This is a genomic window from Saccharopolyspora hattusasensis, from assembly GCF_050972075.1.
Taxonomy (GTDB): Bacteria; Actinomycetota; Actinomycetes; order Mycobacteriales; family Pseudonocardiaceae; genus Saccharopolyspora; species Saccharopolyspora hattusasensis.
Map to the genome: position 1 here is coordinate 8,676,392 of NZ_JBPCDC010000001.1, position 18,727 is coordinate 8,695,118.

The 18,727-nt window shown below is 70.6% G+C and carries 15 protein-coding genes; 8 read left to right on the forward strand and 7 right to left on the reverse strand.

The window, feature by feature from the left end:
* Position 1 precedes the first annotated feature (1 nt).
* The 5 genes from ACRXBZ_RS41225 to ACRXBZ_RS41245 form a co-directional block, all read right to left on the reverse strand.
* Complete coding sequence (locus ACRXBZ_RS41225) at positions 2-955, reverse strand: DUF58 domain-containing protein (protein ID WP_433883696.1); 954 nt, start codon at positions 953-955, stop codon at positions 2-4.
* Positions 956-969: 14 nt separating this feature from the next.
* Positions 970-2,109, reverse strand: a complete 1,140-nt coding sequence (locus ACRXBZ_RS41230; protein ID WP_168588851.1) for an AAA family ATPase — start codon at positions 2,107-2,109, stop codon at positions 970-972.
* 540 nt (positions 2,110-2,649) lie between these two features.
* Positions 2,650-3,234, reverse strand: a complete 585-nt coding sequence (gene mobA, locus ACRXBZ_RS41235) for a molybdenum cofactor guanylyltransferase (RefSeq protein ID WP_433883697.1) — start codon at positions 3,232-3,234, stop codon at positions 2,650-2,652.
* A gap of 57 nt (positions 3,235-3,291) precedes the next feature.
* Complete coding sequence (locus ACRXBZ_RS41240) at positions 3,292-4,620, reverse strand: NlpC/P60 family protein (RefSeq protein ID WP_433883698.1); 1,329 nt, start codon at positions 4,618-4,620, stop codon at positions 3,292-3,294.
* Positions 4,621-4,791: 171 nt separating this feature from the next.
* Positions 4,792-5,619 carry an SIR2 family NAD-dependent protein deacylase gene (locus ACRXBZ_RS41245; RefSeq protein ID WP_433883699.1) on the reverse strand — a complete coding sequence of 276 codons (828 nt, stop codon included), beginning with the start codon at positions 5,617-5,619 and terminating at the stop codon, positions 4,792-4,794.
* A gap of 175 nt (positions 5,620-5,794) precedes the next feature.
* Here ACRXBZ_RS41245 and ACRXBZ_RS41250 point away from each other — a divergent pair, with 175 nt between their 5' ends.
* The 3 genes from ACRXBZ_RS41250 to ACRXBZ_RS41260 are packed head-to-tail and all read left to right on the forward strand — an operon-like array spanning position 5,795 to position 10,645.
* Positions 5,795-7,195 carry a nitrate/nitrite transporter gene (locus ACRXBZ_RS41250; protein ID WP_433883700.1) on the forward strand — a complete coding sequence of 467 codons (1,401 nt, stop codon included), beginning with the start codon at positions 5,795-5,797 and terminating at the stop codon, positions 7,193-7,195.
* Entirely contained in the window at positions 7,188-9,263 is a 2,076-nt protein-coding gene (locus ACRXBZ_RS41255) for a molybdopterin oxidoreductase family protein (protein ID WP_433883701.1), read from the forward strand. Before ACRXBZ_RS41250 ends, ACRXBZ_RS41255 begins: the two co-directional genes overlap by 8 nt.
* Complete coding sequence (locus ACRXBZ_RS41260) at positions 9,260-10,645, forward strand: FAD-dependent oxidoreductase (protein WP_433883702.1); 1,386 nt, start codon at positions 9,260-9,262, stop codon at positions 10,643-10,645. Before ACRXBZ_RS41255 ends, ACRXBZ_RS41260 begins: the two co-directional genes overlap by 4 nt.
* 47 nt (positions 10,646-10,692) lie before the next feature.
* On the opposite strand, the gene ACRXBZ_RS41265 is transcribed toward ACRXBZ_RS41260, so the two are convergent.
* Positions 10,693-11,721, reverse strand: coding sequence for an RNA-guided endonuclease InsQ/TnpB family protein (locus ACRXBZ_RS41265; RefSeq protein WP_433883703.1), 1,029 nt, complete (start codon positions 11,719-11,721; stop codon positions 10,693-10,695).
* A 98-nt stretch (positions 11,722-11,819) separates the two neighbouring features.
* On the opposite strand from ACRXBZ_RS41265, the gene nirB reads away from it, so the two are divergent.
* From nirB to ACRXBZ_RS41290, 5 genes are all read left to right on the forward strand, one after another.
* Entirely contained in the window at positions 11,820-14,333 is a 2,514-nt protein-coding gene (nirB, locus tag ACRXBZ_RS41270) for a nitrite reductase large subunit NirB (RefSeq protein ID WP_433883704.1), read from the forward strand.
* Positions 14,330-14,653, forward strand: a complete 324-nt coding sequence (gene nirD / locus ACRXBZ_RS41275) for a nitrite reductase small subunit NirD (protein WP_168588857.1) — start codon at positions 14,330-14,332, stop codon at positions 14,651-14,653. The genes nirB and nirD overlap by 4 nt, the downstream gene beginning before the upstream one ends.
* Entirely contained in the window at positions 14,650-15,792 is a 1,143-nt protein-coding gene (locus ACRXBZ_RS41280) for a uroporphyrinogen-III synthase (RefSeq protein ID WP_433883705.1), read from the forward strand. Before nirD ends, ACRXBZ_RS41280 begins: the two co-directional genes overlap by 4 nt.
* A complete protein-coding gene (locus tag ACRXBZ_RS41285) occupies positions 15,771-16,460 on the forward strand; it encodes a sirohydrochlorin chelatase (protein ID WP_433883706.1) in 690 nt (229 codons plus the stop codon). Before ACRXBZ_RS41280 ends, ACRXBZ_RS41285 begins: the two co-directional genes overlap by 22 nt.
* 121 nt (positions 16,461-16,581) lie before the next feature.
* Complete coding sequence (locus ACRXBZ_RS41290; RefSeq protein ID WP_433883707.1) at positions 16,582-16,959, forward strand: hypothetical protein; 378 nt, start codon at positions 16,582-16,584, stop codon at positions 16,957-16,959.
* Between the two features lie 670 nt (positions 16,960-17,629).
* Here ACRXBZ_RS41290 and ACRXBZ_RS41295 read toward each other — a convergent pair.
* Entirely contained in the window at positions 17,630-18,562 is a 933-nt protein-coding gene (locus ACRXBZ_RS41295; RefSeq protein ID WP_433883708.1) for an EamA family transporter, read from the reverse strand.
* Positions 18,563-18,727 lie beyond the last annotated feature (165 nt).

An 18,727-nucleotide genomic window follows, 5' to 3' on the forward strand; every position in this document is an offset into this window, starting at 1 on the left:
ATCAAGCAGCTCCTCCGGACCAACCCCGTTTGCGCGCCACCACGAACCGCACCACGTCGGCGATCCAGTCCGAGTCCGTCCGCAACGACAGGTGCGCGCATCCGGCTCGCCGCAGCACGGCCGCGACCTGGTCGCGGTGCGCCGCAGCGGCGGCGGCGAACTCCTTGCGCAGCACCGGGGTCGTGTGCACCTCCCGCTGCTTGCCCGTTTCCGGGTCCGACAGCAGGACGGTGCCGACATCGGGCAATTCCAGGTCTCGCGGATCCAGCACCTCGATCGCCAGCAGCGAATGGCGGGCCCCCAGCCCGCGCAGCGCGCGTTGCCAATCCGTCGGCCCCAGGAAATCCGAGATGACCACCGCCAGCCCGCGCCGCCGGGGCGGTCGACGCAGCGACTCCAGCAACCGCGCTAGATCACCCCGCGTTCCTTCCTCGGCGCGCGGCGTCTCGGCCACCTTCTTCAGCAACGCCCGCGCATACGCCGCGCCACCGCGCGCCGGCAGCCGGACCGGGCTGGTGCCGTTGTCCACCACCGCGCCGATCCGGTTGCCGCCGCCGCTGGTCAGGAACATCACTGCGGCCAGCGCGGCGACGGCCAGCTCCCGCTTGTCGCAGGCCGCCGAGCCGAAGTCCAGGCTCGGCGACAGGTCCACCGCCACCCAGGTTTCCAGCTCGCGGTCCGCGACCGTCTGCCGGATGTGCGGTTCGGCGGTGCGGGCGGTGACCGCCCAGTCCATCCGCCGCACATCGTCGCCTGGCTGGTAGAACCGCGCCTCGCCCGGCTCGGTGCCCGGACCGGGCACCAGCCCCAGGTGGTTGCCTTGCAGGAGGCCGTCGAGCCGGCCACGCACGTCCAGCTCCAGCGACCGCAGGGCGACCTCCAGCCGTCCGGAGTCCAGGGCGGGCGGTGCCCAGGACGGACGATCGTCGCGGCCGGAATGGGGTGCTGCCGACACCGCTGCGTCACTCCTCACTGGTGCGGGTTGGGCCCGAGGTGCGGCTGCTGCCCGTAACCACCGGGACCACCAGGACCACCGGGGCCGACCGGAGCAGGCGGGCCCGCCTGCGGCCGCGCCGATACCTGCGGCAGCGGCACGGTTTGCAGCACCCGGCTGACGATGTGCTCGACCGGGATTCCGTCGGCCAGCGCGTCGTAGGACAGCACCAGGCGGTGCCGCAGCACATCCGGGACCACGTCGACCACGTCCTGCGGCAGCACGTAGTCCCGGCCGCGCACCAGCGCCAGCGCCCGCGAGGCGGCGATGATGCCCAGGCTGGCGCGCGGTGAGGCGCCGTAGGACACCCAGCCGGCGATGTCGGACAGGCCGTGGTCGTTGGGCAGCCGGGTTGCCACCACCAGCCGCACGGTGTAGTCGACCAGCGCGTGGTGCACGAACACCCCGGCCGCCACGTTCTGCAGGCGGATCAGCTCATCGGGGTTGAGCACCGGGTTGGGTTCCGGAGCGGCCACGCCCATCCGGTAGATGATCTCGCGCTCTTCCTCCGCCGACGGGTATTCGACGGGCAGCTTGAACAAGAACCGGTCCCGCTGCGCTTCCGGTAGCGGGTAGACGCCCTCGTTCTCGATCGGGTTCTGCGTGGCAAGCACCAGGAACGGGGCGGGCATCGGGAAGCTCCGGCCGCCGATGGAGACGTGCCGCTCGGCCATCACTTCCAGCAGCGCCGACTGGACCTTTGCGGGCGCGCGGTTGATCTCGTCGGCGAGCACAAAGTTGGCCAGCACCGGGCCGAGCTCGACGTCGAAGCGTTCGCTGCCCTGCCGGTAGATCCGGGTGCCGAGGATGTCGGCGGGCACCAGGTCGGGGGTGAACTGCAGGCGGGAGAATGAACCGCCGACCACCCGCGCGAAGGTCTCCACGGCCAGCGTCTTGGCCACGCCGGGCACGCCCTCCAGCAGGATGTGACCCTTGGCCAGCAACCCGGTGAGCATTCGCTCGACGAGCCGGTCCTGGCCGACGATCACCCGCTTGACTTCGAAGACGGTGCGCTCCAACAGCTGCGCGTCCCGCGCCGGGGTGCTCACCTGGTCCGCCGGGCGCGCCGCCGCGGCTCCGGCGCCCCCGCTCTCACCGTTGCCGACCTCGGTCACCTGATCTCCAATCGGCGGGTGCCCCGTCCTTCAGGGTGGGGAGGAGCAGATCTCACGTGTCGGTGGCGTAGCGACCGCTGATAGTCTTGATCTCGGTAGGTGAGACCTATCACCCCCACGCGAGTGGGAACACCCGAGCAAGTACGTGGGTACCGCTGGTCGAGCGGGAACCCGGACCACCCCGGTCCGAACGCCTGAGTGAGATCGTGTGAGACCGAACCGCCACGGTGGGGACGCTGCGGTCGTTGAAGCAGGAAACTCAGTCCGCGAGGACTGAATCTCCTTCCTTCAGGGAGGAGAAAAGTCAATTCTCCCAGCCTCCTGTCGTCGTCGTCGATGCGGCCGTCCCGGCCGATCAAGATCCTGACACGCGCCCCTCGTACGCTCGCACTGGGGCAATGCCCCACACACACCCAACCGCACCCCCCGTGTAGCCCCTGTGAAGCACCACCGGAACACTAATTTCATTCGACACTGAAGTTATAGATGCCACAAGCAAAATTAGGGGTGCCCGTTGTCAAGTTTGGCAACGGGCACCCCTCAACCATTACCTTTTCGGGACTGGCGGGCTTGACGGAGGTCTTCCGGAGTGTCCACATCGGATGCCTCTGACCCGGCGGCCGGAACCCGTAGCGGGGCGAGGGGGGCGAAGACGGAGCGGAGAGAACCGTTGCGGATTTCCGCGGGCATCGACACCCGAAGAGCAGCTGTCCGCCACACCCCCACCAGCCATTGTGGATTTCCACCATCGTCCGCCAGCACCGCGCCAGAGGCTTCGGGATCGGCGCGCAACGCCTGCAGCAAGCGCGAGATCGTCGCCGAAGTCAGATGCGGGTGGTCTCCAGCGAGCACCGCCACCAACAGCATCGAAGCGGGCACCTTTAGCAAGCCGGCGTGCACAGCGGCGAGCGGACCTCCACCCGGCGGGTCTTCCAGCGTCCACTCGACCGGCCTGGACGTCGTGCGCGGAGGCCCTACCACCACTACCGGTTCGGCGTCCACGACCGCATCGAGCGTGCGGTCAAGCAGGCTCCTGCCCTCGACCGGAAGCAGGACCTTGTCCACGCCGCCGAGCCGACGTGCGCTGCCACCGGCCAGCACCACTGCCGCGAAGTCCGCTGCCACGAGCGCAATGCTTCCAGCAGACCGAACCGCACGGACAGCCGGTCCGCGTTCGGCGACTCAGAGCTTCCGGACCGCGTACGGGGCGATGCCGCCGTAGCGGACGGCGGTGACCCGGACCCGCGAGCCCGAGTACGGCGCTTCGACCATCTTGCCGCTGCCGAGGTAGAGCGCCACGTGATGGATCCTGCCGCCGTCCTGCCAGAACAGCATGTCGCCGCGCCGCATCTGCGACAGCGGCACCCGCCGGTCGGACTGGTACTGGTAGCCGCTGTAGTGGTCGAGGTCGACGCCCGCACCGGCGAAGGCGTAGATCATCAACCCGGAGCAGTCGAAACCGACCTTGCGGTAGTCGCCGTACGAGTCGGCCACTCCCCCGTCCCGGATGCCCCGCGACGGGCCCTGCGAAGTCCCGCCACCCCAGGCGTACTGCACCCCCAGCTGGGACAGCGCCCGCCCGACGACCACCTCCACCGACCGGCTGTTCGAAGGCCGCGTGTCCACGACCGCCGCCGACGCGGCTTCGCCGCTCGCTGCGGCCTGCAGCGCCGCTTGCGCGGCGGCCTCCTCCTCGCGCTGCTTCGCAGCCTGCCAGCTCTCGTACCGGCCGCGCTGCGCTTCCAGACCCGCTACGCGGGAGCGCGCCAGGGCGAGCTGCGCCTCGACGCCCGCCTTATCGGTCTCCAGCCGGCGCGCCTGCTCCACCTGCGTCGCCTGCGCCGTGATCGCCACCTGCTCCGCGGATTCGGCGGCGCTGCGCGCCTGGTCGGCCGCGATGCGCTTCGCCTCCGCGTCCTGCAGGGCCGCTCGGGTCAGCGAGTCCTTGTTGACCTTCTCGACCCGTGCGCGCTCCAGGTCGTCCAGGGCGTCGAGCTGGGATGCGCTGATCGCGTCCAGCAGGACCGCCCGGTCGAGCACGTCCTGCGGGTTCTTCGAACCGATGTAGGCCGTGACCGAGCCGACCCGGCTGCCCTGCCGGTAGCTGCTGGCCGCGAACTGGTCGAGCCGCTTACGCTGCTCTTCGATCTGCCTGGCGGCCGCATCCGCCTCGGCACCGGCCGCTTCGGCGGCCTTCCGTGCGTCGTCGTAGGCGCGCTCCGCGCGGCCGAGATCGACTCGGGCCTTGTTCGCGTCCTCCATCTTGATCTCGACCTGGGACTGCAGGCCGACCAGCTGTGACTCGGCCTCGGCCAGCCGGTTGGCCAGCTCCCCCACCTGGCCTGCCGTGTACTGCTCCGTCGCTCGGCCGGCGTTCAGCTCGACGTCGCTGGGGTTGGGCGGCGGGGGCGGCACGGCCAGGGCGGTGCCGGACACCGCCAGTCCTACGGCGGTCAGCAGCATGATCGTGGCAATGCTTTGCGTGCGGAGCGCCCCTCGGGATCGCGACACGACCGTCACCTCCAGCTGCTGCGCCCGATCGGAGGTTATCGATCGGCCGAATGGAGTCACACGACGGTAGCAACCTTGCCGCTCCTGTCCCGAATGCACCATTCGAAACGACTACGACACGCGCATCATCAACCACTAGTGTCACACCATGGAAATCCGCTTTCGGACCGGTCAGCCCCAGGTGCCGGGGTCGCCCCAAGTGCTCAGCGGGCGCGGCGGGTCGATCAGCGGCGCGGCGACCAGGGCCGACAGCACCTCGACCAGCGGCTCGCGCAGCACCGCGGCCGCCGCGTCGTCGTACGGGGTCGGCTCGGCGTTGCAGATGATCAGCTCTGCACCCGCCCTGACAGCCAGCTCCGCGAAATCCGCCGCCGGGTGCACCGTCAGCGAGGTGCCCGCCGCGACGAACAGGTCGCAGTTCAGCGCCGCGCGCTGGGCGCTGCGCAGGACGCCGGGGTCCAGAGACTGTCCGAAGGAGACGGTGGCCGACTTCAGGATTCCAGCGCAGGAACGGCAGGGCGGGTCCGCCTCACCCGCGGCCACCCGCTCCAGCGCGGCGCTCATCGGGCCGGTCGCGCCGCAGTCCAGGCACACCGTGCGGAAGATCGTGCCGTGCAACTCCAGGACCCGGTCCGGGTCCAGGCCAGCTCGTTGGTGCAGCTCGTCGATGTTCTGGGTCAGCAGCGCACCCAGCCGCCCGGAGCGGTCGAGGTCGACGAACGCGCGGTGGGCGGCGTTGGGTTCGGCGCGCCACGCCGGGTGCTCGGCGCGGCTGCGCCACGCCTGCTCGCGGACCTGCGGGTCGGCGACGTAGCTGTCGATGTCGCTGAGCCGCTGGGCCGCTGGGTTCTTGGTCCACACCCCGTTGGGGCCGCGGAAGTCCGGGATCCCGGAGGCCGTGGACACCCCTGCGCCGGTGAGGGCGGTGATCCGGCGCGCGCCGCCGAACAAGTCGCGAGCGCGCTGCCAGTCCGCGCCGTGGCCCGTGCCTCGCTGCATCACGACTCCACGGTGCCACGGACCGCCCGCCGGGAGTGTCCTCGGGCGCCGTTCCGCTGCTCACACCGCCTGGACCAGGGCAGGTGAACGCCTGTTTGCATCGTGGTAACGATCGATGAGCCCGCACGAAACACCCGGTTCCTACCTTCGGGGGAACCCGACGAGAGGAGCCGAGTTGACCACGAGAGCTCTGGCCGGCAGAGGCCACTGGATCGAGGGCTGGGACCCGGAGGACGAGCGGTTCTGGGAGTCCACCGGCAAGCGGGTGGCGCGCCGGAACCTGATCTTCTCGATCCTGTCGGAGCACATCGGCTTCTCCATCTGGAGCATCTGGTCGGTGCTGGTGCTGTTCATGTCCCCGAGCATCGGCCTGCCGTTCACCGCGGCGGAGAAGTTCCTGCTGGTCGTCACCCCGAACCTGGTGGGCGCGGTGCTGCGGCTGCCCTACGCCGCGGCAGTGACCCGCTTCGGCGGCCGCAACTGGACGATCTTCAGCTCGGCGGTCCTGCTGGTGCCGACCGCGCTGGCGTTCTACTTCGTGCAGCAGCCGGGCACGCCGCTGTGGGTGTTCATGCTGATCGGCGCCGCGGCCGGGGTCGGTGGCGGCAACTTCGCCTCGTCGATGACGAACATCACGACCTTCTACCCGCAGCGCCACCAAGGCTGGGCGCTGGGGCTCAACGCCGGCGGCGGCAACCTCGGCGTGGCGGCGATCCAGTTGGCCGGCCTCCTAGTGATCGCCACGGCCGGCAACACCCACCCGTCCTACGTGGCGGCGATCTACCTGCCGCTGATCGTGGTCGCCGTCCTGTGCGCGGCGCTGTTCATGGACAACGTGGACGCGGTGCGGGCCCGCCCCGGTGCGTTGCGGGAGGCCGCCGCGAACAAGCACACGTGGTGGATCTCGTTCCTCTACATCGGAACGTTCGGCTCGTTCATCGGCTACAGCTTCGCCTTCGGCCTGGTGCTGCAGACCGAGTTCGACTTCACCCCGCTGCAGGCCGCGAGCTGGACGTTCCTCGGCCCGTTGATGGGCTCGATCGCCCGGCCTTTCGGGGGCTGGCTCTCCGACCGCCTGGGCGGTGCCCGGGTCACGCTCTGGGCCTTCGCCGGCATGACCGCGGGCACCGGGGCTCTGCTGTTCGCGTCGTCGCAGGGCTCCTTCGCGCTCTACGTCGCGGCGTTCATCGTGCTGTTCGTGCTGACCGGCATCGGCAACGGCTCGACCTACAAGATGATCCCGGCGATCTTCGCCAAGGAGGCCGAGGACGACGTGACCGACGGCGGTGAGGCCGTCGCGGCCTTCGCCCGGACCCGGCGGATGTCCGGTGCGGTGATCGGCATCGCCGGTGCGATCGGCGCGCTCGGCGGCGTGGGCATCAACCTCGCCTTCCGCTCCTCCTACGGCGGCGAGGCCGCTAACGGCGACGCCGCCCTGATCACGTTCCTCGTCTACTACGTGGTTTGCGGCATCGTCACCTGGGCGGTGTACCTGCGCGGGGCGCTCAAGAACACCGCCGCGCCGCGGCCGCTCCCGGCCCAGCAGTCGTCGAAGGCCGAGGCCGGTCGTGCCTGACATTCGGACCGTGGCCACGCACTGCCCCTACTGCGCCCTGCAGTGCGGTACCCAGCTCACGCGGGAACGGCGCGGGGTGTCGGTGCGGCCGACGGATTTCCCGGTCAACCGGGGCGGGTTGTGCCAGAAGGGCTGGACCGCGCCGGCCCTGCTGGACGTCCCGGACCGGTTGCGGCACCCGCTGGTGCGCCGTGGCGGCGAGCTCACGCCTGTCGACTGGGACACCGCGCTGGGCACCGTCGCCGCCGGCATCGACCGGATCCGGCGCGAGCACGGACCGGACGCGGTTGGCGTGTTCGGCGGCGGCGGGCTGACCAACGAGAAAGCCTACCTGCTCGGCAAGTTCGCCCGGCTGGCGCTGGGCACCAGCCAGATCGACTACAACGGCCGGTTCTGCATGTCCTCGGCCGCGGCCGCGGGCAACGCCGCCTTCGGGGTCGACCGGGGGCTGCCGTTCCCGGTCACCGATCTCGGCGGAGCCGACGTGGTGCTGCTGGCCGGGGCGAACCCGGCCGAGACCATGCCACCGTTGATGCAGCACCTGCGCGACGCGCAGCTGGTGGTCATCGACCCGCGCCGGACCGCGACCGCCGAGAGCGCCGCGCTGCACCTGCGGCCCGCTCCCGGCACCGACCTGGCCCTGGCGCTGGGGCTGCTGCACATCGCGGTGGTCGACGGCTGGACCGACGCCGCCTACATCCAGGACCGGACCACCGGTTTCGACGCCGCGTGGCAGCGGGCGACGGCCTGGTGGCCGGAGCGCGTCGAGCGCGTCACCGGGGTTCCGGTGACCGCACAGCGACAGGCGGTGCGGATGCTCGCCGAGGCCGAAAGTGCTTACGTGCTCACCGGTCGCGGCGCCGAGCAGCACAGCAAGGGCGTCGACACCGTGGCCGGGTTCATCAACCTCGCCCTTTCGCTCGGCCTGCCGGGCCGCCCCGGTCGCGGCTACGGCTGCCTGACCGGGCAGGGCAACGGGCAGGGCGGGCGCGAGCACGGCCAGAAGGCCGACCAGCTGCCCGGTTACCGGATGATCACCGATCCGGCAGCGCGAGCGCACGTGGCCGAGACCTGGGGCGTGCTGCCGGACGTGCTGCCAGGCCCGGGGCGCAGCGCGTACGAGCTGCTCGACGCGCTGGGCACCGCCGACGGCCCCCGGGCGCTGCTGGTCTTCGGCTCCAACCCGGTGGTTTCGGCCCCGAACGCCAACCACATCGGGAAGCGCCTGTCCGCTTTGGACTTGCTGGTGGTGGCCGATTTCGTGCCGTCGGAGACCACCAGCCTGGCCGATGTGGTGCTGCCGGTGACGCAGTGGGCCGAAGAGGATGGCACCATGACCAACCTCGAAGGCCGCATCCTGCGCCGCCGCCGATTGCAGGTCCCGCCCGGCCATGCGCGCAGCGATCTCGAAGTGCTGCACGGCCTGGCGGTCCGGCTCGGCGAGCCCGGCCACCGCTACCCCACCTCGCCTCGCGAGGTCTTCGAAGAGCTGCGCCGTGCATCGGCCGGCGGCAAGGCCGATTACGCCGGGATCACCTACGACCGCCTCGACGCCGGCGAGGCCCTGCACTGGCCGTGCCCGCACCCGGAACATCCCGGCACGCCGCGGTTGTTCCTCGACGGGTTCGCGCATCCCGGGGGGCTGGCCCGGTTCGCCGCCGTGGACCACCGCGATCCAGCCGAAACGCCGCAGGAAGCGTTCCCGCTGACCGCCACCACCGGTCGCGTGCTGGCCCAGTACCAGTCCGGGGCGCAGACGCGTCGGGTCGCCGAGCTCAACGAGGCGTCGCCCGAGGCATTCGTCGAGATTCACCCGGACACCGCCGACCGCGCCGGTCTCGCCGACGGGGCCATGGCCAAGGTGACGTCCCCGCGCGGCAGCGCACTGGCGCGCGTGCGGGTGGTCGCCACGATGCGCACCGACACCGTGTTCCTGCCGTTCCACTTCCCCGGCGTGGCGCGGGCGAACCTGCTCACCGGCGACGCGCTGGACCCGCGCAGCCGGATGCCGGAGTTCAAGGTCAGCGCCGTCCGGATCGAACCCGCCGAGGAGGTTCACGCCCGATGAGCCGCATCGTTATCGTCGGCAACGGGCCCGCCGCGCACCGGCTGGTCGAGCGGCTGCGCGCGCACGACCACACCGGTCCGATCACGGTGCTGGGCCGCGAGGAACACCCCGCCTACAACCGGGTCCTGCTCGGCGCGGTGCTGGACCGCACGCTGACTCCGTCCACTGTGGCACTGCCCGCTTTGGACGCCGAGGTGCGCCTGCGGGTCACCGCCACCGACATCGACCGCGCCCGGCGCGTGGTGCGCACCGACGCCGGTGACGAACACCCGTACGACGTCCTTGTAGTGGCCACTGGCTCGCGGCCGAGGATGCCGGAAATCCCCGGGTTGGGCGGAGATCGCCTCCAGCCGTTGCGCACGCTCGCCGACTGCGCACGTATCGGCTCCGCGGCGGGCCCGGTCGCGGTGCTGGGCGGTGGAATCCTCGGTGTCGAGACAGCGCGGGCCCTGCTGGCCCGTGGCCACGACGTGACGCTGGTGCACCCGAATCCGCACCTGATGCACCGGCAGCTCGACGAGCCCGGGGGGCGGTTGCTCGCCGAGCGGCTCGGAAAGCTCGGCGTGGACCTGCATCTGGGCCGCCGGGCGATGGCCTATCGGCGCGGTCGGCTCATCCTGGACAGCAGCGACGTCGTGCCGGCCAGCGTGGTCGTGGCGTGCACCGGGGTGACCGCTGAGACCGGACTGGCGGTGCGGGCCGGGTTGCCGGTGCAGCGCGGGATCGTCGTCGACGACCAGTTGCGCACCAGCGATCCGCGGATTCACGCCATCGGCGACTGCGCCGAGCATGACGGCGACACGCCCGGCCTGATCTCTTCGGCCTGGGAACAGGCCGACGCGCTGGCAGTGCTGCTCACCGGCGGCGACGCCTGCTACCGCGGCACCCGCAGCGTCACCCGGCTCAAGGCCCGCGGCATCGACCTCGTCTCGATCGGCTCGGTCGACTGCCTCAAGAGCGCGGACGCCGAGGTCGTGACGCTGTCGGACCCGGCCCGCGGTCGCTACGCGAAGCTCGCGCTGCGGGACGAGCGGATCACCGGCGCGGTGCTGTTCGGCTTCCCGGAGGCGATCGCGTCGGTCAGCCAGCTGCACGACCGCGACCTGCCGGTGCCCAGCGACCGCCTCGCGCTGCTGCTGGGCACCCCGGCCGCGGTGTCCGGCAGACCTGTCGAACTGCCCGACGACGCGGTGATCTGCCGCTGCAACAACGTCACCAAGAAGTCCCTGACCGTCGCCTGGCAAGGCGGCGCCCGCTCGGTGCCCGAGCTGGCCAGGGCAACGCGGGCGACCACCGGCTGCGGAGGCTGCGTCGACGACGTCGGCCGCATCTGCGGCGCGCTGGCCGACCGCATCGAACACCAGAAGGAGGGCGCGGCTTGACGTGCTCCCCGCAATGAATTCCGGGGATTCCAACCCAACCAACCAAGCTAAGCAGTGGAGGTAGCGAGTTGAGGTTCACGGTTCGCAGACCGCCCAACGGCGAGGTCTCCCCGTGCTGTCACCGCCCGCCCGGCGGCGATGTTGCATGCCGCGTTCACATCGGCATTGCAGCTGAACCCGCAGCTCACGCACCGAAACACCGCTTGGCTCTTGCGGCTTTCCGATGCGACATGGCCACAGTCCGAACACTGCTGCGATGTGTACCCGGCTTTGACCTTCTCCACCCGACCGACAGCTTTTTCAGCCAAACGAGCAACCAGCATCCCCCACCGGTGGGCGAGGATTCCGCGGTTCAGCCCTGCCTTCTGCCGGACCTTGGAACCGGGCCGATCGGCCGTGCCCTTGGCGGAACGCGTCAGACGTCTTTGGAGCGCCCGAAGTCGCCGCTCTTCCCCGATCGTCGACCCGGGACACCGAAGCATCTCCCCGGTGGACAACGCCGCCGATACCATCACTCCACGATCCACTCCAACCACTCGCCCGTTACCGGGCGAAGGAATTGGATCCGGCTTGGCGGCAAAGGCGATATGCCACCGCCCCGATACGTCCTTGGTGACCCGGTAGGAGCTTACGCTGTCCGGAACATTTCGGGACCTTCTGAATCTCACCCAACCAATTTTCGGAACCGACACCTGCCCGAGACGGCGGTTCAGCTTCTGGACGTGCTCAGGTCTAACGCCTACCTGACGGAAACCTTCATTCCGCCCAGCCTTGCGCCACATCGGACGACGGTGGGTGCCGGCGTAGAAGTTGGCCAGCGCTTGATGAAAATCTCGCAACGCCTGTTGCTGCACCGTCACCGAACCGGCGCGCAGCCACGCGAACTCCGCTCGCGCCTCCGTCAGTTGACGAGCTTGTTCGTTGTAACCAGGTGCCGAAAGCCGCCCTGGCCGCCAGTGGGCATGCTGCTCAACCGCGAGGTTCCAAACGAATCTCGCGTGCGCGCAATGCGTCAACAGCACAGCTTCTTGGGCGCCTGTAGGCAACAACCGATGCCGAGACATCGCGATCAACATACCGGCCGCAACCGACAATGCTGCGCGCGCGGCTCGAATGCTGAACCGAGCTTGCCCGCCACCTTCGACAAAAGCCTCCCCCGACGATTGGAGTACCTATGACCCGCACGCTCGTCGTCGTCGGCCACGGGATGGTCGGACACCGGCTCGTCGAAACGCTCCGGGAGCGCGACGCGGACAACACCTGGCGGATCGTCGTCCTCGGCGAGGAGCCCCGGGCCGCCTACGACCGGGTGGCGCTGTCGTCCTACCTGGACGGCAAGAGCGCCGAGGACCTCAGCCTGGCCAGCCACGAGCTGCTGGACGACCCGATGGTCGACCTGCGGCTGAGCACGGCCGCGACCGGCATCGACCGGGCCGCCCGCACGGTGTCCACATCGGACGGTTCAGAGCTGCCCTACGACGCGCTGGTGCTGGCCACCGGCTCGCGGCCGTTCGTGCCGCCGGTGCCCGGCCACGACCTCGACGGCTGCTTCGTCTACCGCACCATCGAGGATCTCGACGCCCTCCGCGCCGCCGCGATCGAGGGCAAGCCCGGGGTGGTCATCGGCGGCGGTCTGCTCGGTCTGGAGGCCGCCAACGCCCTGCGGCTGCTGGGCATGCGCGCGCACGTCGTGGAGATGGCTCCGCGGCTGATGCCGTTGCAGGTCGACGAGGGCGGCGGTCAGGTCCTCAGCCGGTTGGTCGGCGACCTCGGCTTGGCGATCCACTGCGGCGCCGCCACGAAGTCCATCGACGGCGAGGACCGCGTCCGCAGCGTCACGCTGGCCGACGGCACCGTGATCGACACCGATGTGGTGGTGTTCTCCGCCGGGGTCCGGCCGCGCGACGAGCTCGCCGAACTCGCTGGGCTCGAGCGTGCGGAACGCGGTGGTTTCCTGGTCGACGAAGGTTGTCGCACCAGCGATGAGAACATCTGGGCCATCGGCGAATGCGCCGCGGTGGACGGCCGCTGCTACGGCCTCGTCGCGCCCGGCTACAGCATGGCCGAGGGCGTCGCCGAGCAACTGCTCTCCCTCGGCGAGGGGACCTTCCCCGGCGCGGACCTGTCCACCAAGCTCAAGCTGCTCGGCGTCGACGTCGCCAGCTTCGGCGACGCCCACGGGCAGACGGAAGGGGCCCTGGAGGTCGTCTACGCCAACAACGCCGCCGGGACCTACGCCAAGCTCGTGCTCAGCGACGACGCGGGGATCCTGCTCGGTGGCGTGCTGGTCGGCGACGCCAGCGCGTATTCGGTGCTGCGGCCGCTGATCGACCGCGAACTGCCCGCCCCGCCGGAACAACTGCTGCTGCCCGCCGGCTCCGGTGTCGACGCCGGCGCGCTACCCGCCGACGCCACGGTCTGCTCGTGCAACAACGTGTCCAAAGAGGACATCACCACGGCGATCGCCGAGCAGGGGCTCACCGACGTGCCCGGCATCAAGGGCTGCACCAAGGCCGGCACCAGCTGTGGGTCGTGCGTGCCGATGCTGAAGAACCTGCTCGCCGAGTGCGGTGTCAGCACCTCCAAGGCGCTGTGCGAGCACTTCCCCCAGTCCCGCACGGAACTGTTCGAGATCGTCCAGGCGACCGCGATCGGCTCGTTCTCCGAGCTGATCGGCAAGCACGGCACCGGCCGCGGCTGCGACATCTGCAAGCCCGCCGTCGCGTCCATCCTCGCCAGCCTCGGCCACGGCCACATCCTCGACGGCGAGCAGGCCGGGCTGCAGGACACCAACGACCGGTTCCTGGCCAACATGCAGCGCAACGGCACGTACTCGGTGGTGCCCCGGGTGCCCGGTGGCGAGATCACCCCGGACAAGCTGATCGTGCTCGGCGAGGTCGCCAAGGAGTTCGGCCTCTACACCAAGATCACCGGCGGGCAGCGCATCGACCTGTTCGGGGCCCGGGTGGAGCAGCTGCCGCTGATCTGGCGGCGGCTGGTCGACGCCGGGTTCGAATCCGGCCATGCCTACGGCAAGGCGCTGCGCACCGTGAAGTCCTGCGTCGGCAACGACTGGTGCCGCTACGGCGTGCAGGACTCGGTGAGCATGGCCATCCGGCTGGAGCTGCGCTACCGGGGCCTGCGGGCGCCGCACAAGATCAAGGCCGGGGTTTCCGGCTGCGCCCGCGAATGCGCCGAGGCGCGCGGCAAGGACTTCGGCGTGATCGCCACCGACAAGGGCTGGAACCTCTACGTCGGCGGCAACGGCGGCTTCACCCCGCGGCACGCCGAGCTGCTGGCCGCCGACCTCGACGACGAGCAGCTGATCAGGCTCGTGGACCGGTTCCTGATGTTCTACGTGCGCACCGCCGACCGGCTGCAGCGCACCTCGGCATGGCTGGAGTCGCTGGACGGCGGGCTGGACCACCTGCGGGAGGTGGTCGTCGAGGATTCCCTGGGCATCGGCGCCGAACTGGAGGCCGCGATGCGGCGCCACGTCGACAACTACGCCGACGAGTGGGCCGGGGTGCTGGCCGATCCCGGCAAGCTCGCCCGCTTCGTGTCCTTCGTCAACGCTCCCGACGCGCCGGACCCGACGATCCGCTTCGTCCAGGAGCGCGGCCAGATCCGGCCGGGCCCGGTCGCCCTGCCGATGCCCGCCATTCCGAACCAGAAGGTGCTCACATGAACTGGCAACAGATCTGCGGACTCGACCTGCTGCGGCCCGAGTACGGGCTGCCCGCGCTGGTCCGGGACCACCCGGTGGCGCTGTTCCGCACCCGCGACGACGAGCTGTTCGCGGTCGGCAACGTGGACCCGTTCTGCGGGGCGGGTGTGATGAGCCGCGGGATCGTCGGCGACCGCGACGGCGAGCCCACGGTCGCCTCGCCGATGCTCAAGCAGGTCTTCTCGTTGCGGACCGGGCAGTGCCTGGACGACCCGGACGCGCGGCTGCCGGTGTATCCGGTGCGCCGCCGGGCCGACGTGGTGGAGGTCGCTGTCCCTTGACCGACGAACTCGCTGGTTACACCGTCGCCGTGACCGCGGCGCGGCGGGCCGACGAGCTCGGTTCCCTGCTGGAGCGCCGCGGCGCGCGGGTCGTGCACGGCCCCGCGCTGCGGATCCTCCCGCTGGCCGACGATACCGAGCTGCGCCGGGCGAGCCACGACTGCATCACCGACCCGCCCGACGTGGTCGTGGCGACCACCGGCATCGGCTTCCGCGGCTGGATCGAGGCGGCCGAGGGCTGGGGCATGGGCACCGAGCTGCTCGAGGCGTTGCGCCCCGCGCAGCTGCTGGCCCGCGGGCCGAAGGCGCGCGGTGCGGTCCGCGCCGCCGGGTTGCCCGACCCATGGTCGCCTACCTCGGAATCCTCCGCAGAGCTGCTGGAACACCTGCTCGACCGGCCGCTGGCCGGTGTTCGGGTCGCGGTGCAGCTGCACGGCCAGCCGCTGCCGGACTTCGTCGAGGCGCTGCACTGCGCGGGTGCGAAGGTCATCGAGATCCCGGTCTACCGGTGGACCGCGCCCGCCGACATCACCGCGCTGGACAGCCTGCTGACCTCGGTGTGCGCGCGGGAGATCGACGCGGTGACGTTCACCAGCGCGCCCGCGGCGGCCAGCATGCTGTCGCTGGCCGCCCAGCGGCGCTGCCGGGACGAGCTGCTCGCCGCCCTTCGCGGGCCAGTAATGGTCGCCTGCGTCGGGCCGGTGACGCATGCGCCGCTGGCCGATCACGGCGTGCCTGCGGTGATCCCGCAGCGGTTCCGCATCGGCGCGCTGGTGCGCTCGCTGTGCGACGCGCTGCCGAGCCGCTCGCCGATGTTGCCGGTCAGCGGCCGGGAACTCCAGGTCCGCGGGCACGCCGCGGTCGTCGACGGAGTGGTGAAACCGCTTTCTCCGCAGGGCAGAACGCTGCTCCAGACGCTCGCGGAGCGGCCTGGTCGGGTGGTCTCGCGGCGCAGCCTGGCCGAGGCGCTCAGCGGCGCCGGGAATGTGCCCGACGAGCACGCCGTGGAACAGGCCGTCGCCCGGTTGCGGGCCGCGCTGGGCGCGCCCGAGCTGGTGCAGACCGTGATCAAGCGCGGATACCGACTTCCGCTGGAACCGATGAGGGATGCCCCGCGATGCGTCGATCCGCAACCCTGACTCCCCCGCTGCTGTTGGTCGCCCATGGCACCCGCGATCCCGCCGGGCCGAGGGTGGTCGAACGCCTCGCCGACGCTGCGGCCGACCGCCTACGAGTGCCGGTGCACGTTGCGTACGTGGACGTCATCGGCCCGACCGTCGCAGCGGCCCTGAGCGGGGTCGACGGACCGGTGGTCGCGCTGCCCGCGTTCCTCGCGGCCGGTTACCACGTGCGCACCGACTTGCCGGAGCAGATCGCCGCCAGCGGGCGCGAGGACGTGGTGGTCAGCGCCCCGCTCGGGCCGGCCCCGGAGATCATCGAGGCGATGCTGCGGCGGCTGGTCGCCGCCGGTTGGCAACCTGGGGACAGGGTCGTGTTAGCGGCGGCCGGGTCGTCGGACGAGCGGGCGCTGTCCGACGTGCGCGCCGCGGCGCGCCTGCTCGGCCGCCGCGTCGGCCGGTGGTTGACCCCGAGCTACGTCACTACCGCCTCGCCCGCGACCGCCGACATCTGCGGCCCGGCGGACTACATCGCTCCGTACCTGCTGGCACCGGGGCTGTTCCACCGCCGGCTCGCGGAACTGCCGACGGCTGGCGTCGCCGAGCCGATCGGCGTGCACCCGGAGGTGATCGACCTGATCGCCCGCCGCTACCGGCTGGCGGTGCGCGACCGCGTTTCCGCCGCCTGAGCGCACGCCTCCGAGATTCATCTGCGCCGGTCGGGGTACTTCAACAGGATCGAACAGCTTAGTAGGAATCTGACGTTCGGCGTAACCTTAATTGATTGCAGTCCCGGAGGAGGGGGTCCCAATGCCCACCACGACAAGCTCGAGCACCTCGACGAGCTCGGGCTCGCAGCGCACGCGCAGGCAGCCCGCGACCCAGCCCGCGACCAAGCCCAGCCGGGCGCGTGGCGGCACGGCGATCACCCTGCCCTACGTCACGGCGGAACTCCACACCACCAAGGTCCAGCTGCCCGGGCTCCAGGGGATGCCCGGCCGCAAGGAACTGGCGTCCGCTGTCGAGACCGTGCGCCGTCAGCTGCCCTCCCGCGACCAGGCGTTGTTCTACGGTGGGCTGACCGCAGCCGCCGCGTTCAGCCTGATCGAGTGGCCGGTAGCCGCGGCGATCGGCATCGGGAACGCACTCGTCCAGCGCAGCGTGCACCAGGAGATCAGCGAGGCCTGATCGCGAAGGATCCCCGATACCGCTGGCTTGGCTCCTGTCGAAAGCCGCGGATGTCGTCGCGCCAGTGGTTTGCGCGGCCCGCACGGCGGCCGCCTACCGGTCGATCGGCGGGTGTGGGTCGGCCGCCGTGATCGCAAACACCTGGAGATGCGGGGGTGCACCGGCCCGGCAAGCCCGGCACGGAGTGGCCGCGCAGCTGGCGCAGGCGTTTGTGGTGCGCGGCGGCTGCGCGCCGCTGGTCCTCCCCGCTGGCGCGAGCGCTGGTCCTCGTCGGGCTGGTGTAGGTCCCTGGCATCAGCCAGTTCTTCGGCAGCGGCCCGCTCCTGCCGCACCACAGCAGCCCGCTCCTGCCGCAGCACTGGTTGTCGCGCTCGGCACTTCGATCGTGGCGGCACTGGCGGTGCTGCTGTGGCAGAAGTGGTCGTCGACGACCTCCTGACCTGCACTGTTCTGGCTCGATTCACCTGCACGTCATCTCCAGCGCAACCGCGGCTAACCCGGCCGGCGCACAGTCGGGGCGTAACAACGGAGCAACGTTGGAGAAAGCAGACCGATGCCCCAGTTCCTCACCACCGTCCTCGCCGGCGTGGCCATCGCCCTCATCGAGACCTTGTTGATTCACCTGGTGAAGTCGGCCATCCGCACGGCCTGACCCGCAACGCGCCCCGACCTAAACTCCCGTGAGCTCGGAGCCCTGGGTCTTCGCCGGTGCCGCACGCTGCGCGATGAATGCGCCGGCGAGGATCAGCGCCCCACCGACCAGCTGGATCGGCCCCAACGCCTCGGCGAGCAGCGCCCACGCCAGCACCGTGGCGACCACTGGCTCCAGGAACGCGACCGCACCGGCCACCTGCGGCGACAGGCGGCGCACCGCGATGATCCCGGTCAGGTACGCCAGGACCGTGCTCAGCACCACGATCCAGCCGACCGCGAACAGCGCGGGGAACTCGTGCCCGGCCAGCTGGACCTGGCCGAGCAGCAGCGCCCAGTCCAGCTCCCACGGCTGCGCGAGCAGCGTGACGATCACGGCACCCAGCAGCAGCCCGAAACCCGCGAGGGCGAGCGGGTTGACCTCGGGCCCGCTGTCCGACAACAGGAAGTAGGTGGCCTGGCAGCCCGCCGCGCCCAGCGCGAGCAGCAGGCCGATCGGGTCGAAGCTCAACCCCGACCACAGCTCCACCACGCACCCCAGGCCGACCATCGCGACGGCCACGCCGATGGCCGCCGAGCGGGTCACCGGCTTCCGGCGGACGAACCGGATCCAGCCCAGCACCATCACCGGGCCGAGGAACTCGATCAGCAGCGCCACCCCGACCGGCACGGTGGCGATCGCGGCGAAGTAGAAAACCTGCACCCCGGCGATGGCGAACAGGCCGTACCCGACGAGCAGCTTCGGCACCCGGCGCACGGCCGGCGCGTAGCGGATCACGAACGGGAGCATCAGCAGCGCGCCCCCAGCCAACCTCAACCAAGCCACCTGCAGCGGGGTGAACCCCGCGGTGATCAGCGGCTTCGCGAACGGTCCGGAACCGCCGAAGCAGAAGGCGGAGACGATCGCGATCGCCACGCCGGCGGACTTCGCGTTGTCGGTCGGTTTGCGCATCCGCCAATCGAATCACGCCACCCCGTCGGCCCTGAAGCCAGTTTCGGTACCACCGTTCCAGTCCATGGAAAGCACGGAAATTCCGCGGTTATGCACGCAGTGATATATGTGATCGAGAGTTTGCCGACCCTTAGTTGAGGGCGAATACAGGACAAGCGTACTGTT

What these genes read in the sequence shown, in the direction of transcription:
- ACRXBZ_RS41245 (WP_433883699.1), bottom strand. Translation starts at nt 5,619, where the DNA reads ATGCAGCGAGGCACGGGCCACGGCGCGGACTGGCAGCGCGCTCGCGAC.
- ACRXBZ_RS41260 (WP_433883702.1), top strand. Translation starts at nt 9,260, where the DNA reads ATGAGCCGCATCGTTATCGTCGGCAACGGGCCCGCCGCGCACCGGCTG.
- ACRXBZ_RS41265 (WP_433883703.1), bottom strand. Translation starts at nt 11,721, where the DNA reads ATGTTGATCGCGATGTCTCGGCATCGGTTGTTGCCTACAGGCGCCCAA.
- nirB (WP_433883704.1), top strand. Translation starts at nt 11,820, where the DNA reads ATGACCCGCACGCTCGTCGTCGTCGGCCACGGGATGGTCGGACACCGG.
- nirD (WP_168588857.1), top strand. Translation starts at nt 14,330, where the DNA reads ATGAACTGGCAACAGATCTGCGGACTCGACCTGCTGCGGCCCGAGTAC.
- ACRXBZ_RS41285 (WP_433883706.1), top strand. Translation starts at nt 15,771, where the DNA reads ATGCGTCGATCCGCAACCCTGACTCCCCCGCTGCTGTTGGTCGCCCAT.
- ACRXBZ_RS41290 (WP_433883707.1), top strand. Translation starts at nt 16,582, where the DNA reads ATGCCCACCACGACAAGCTCGAGCACCTCGACGAGCTCGGGCTCGCAG.
- ACRXBZ_RS41295 (WP_433883708.1), bottom strand. Translation starts at nt 18,562, where the DNA reads ATGCGCAAACCGACCGACAACGCGAAGTCCGCCGGCGTGGCGATCGCG.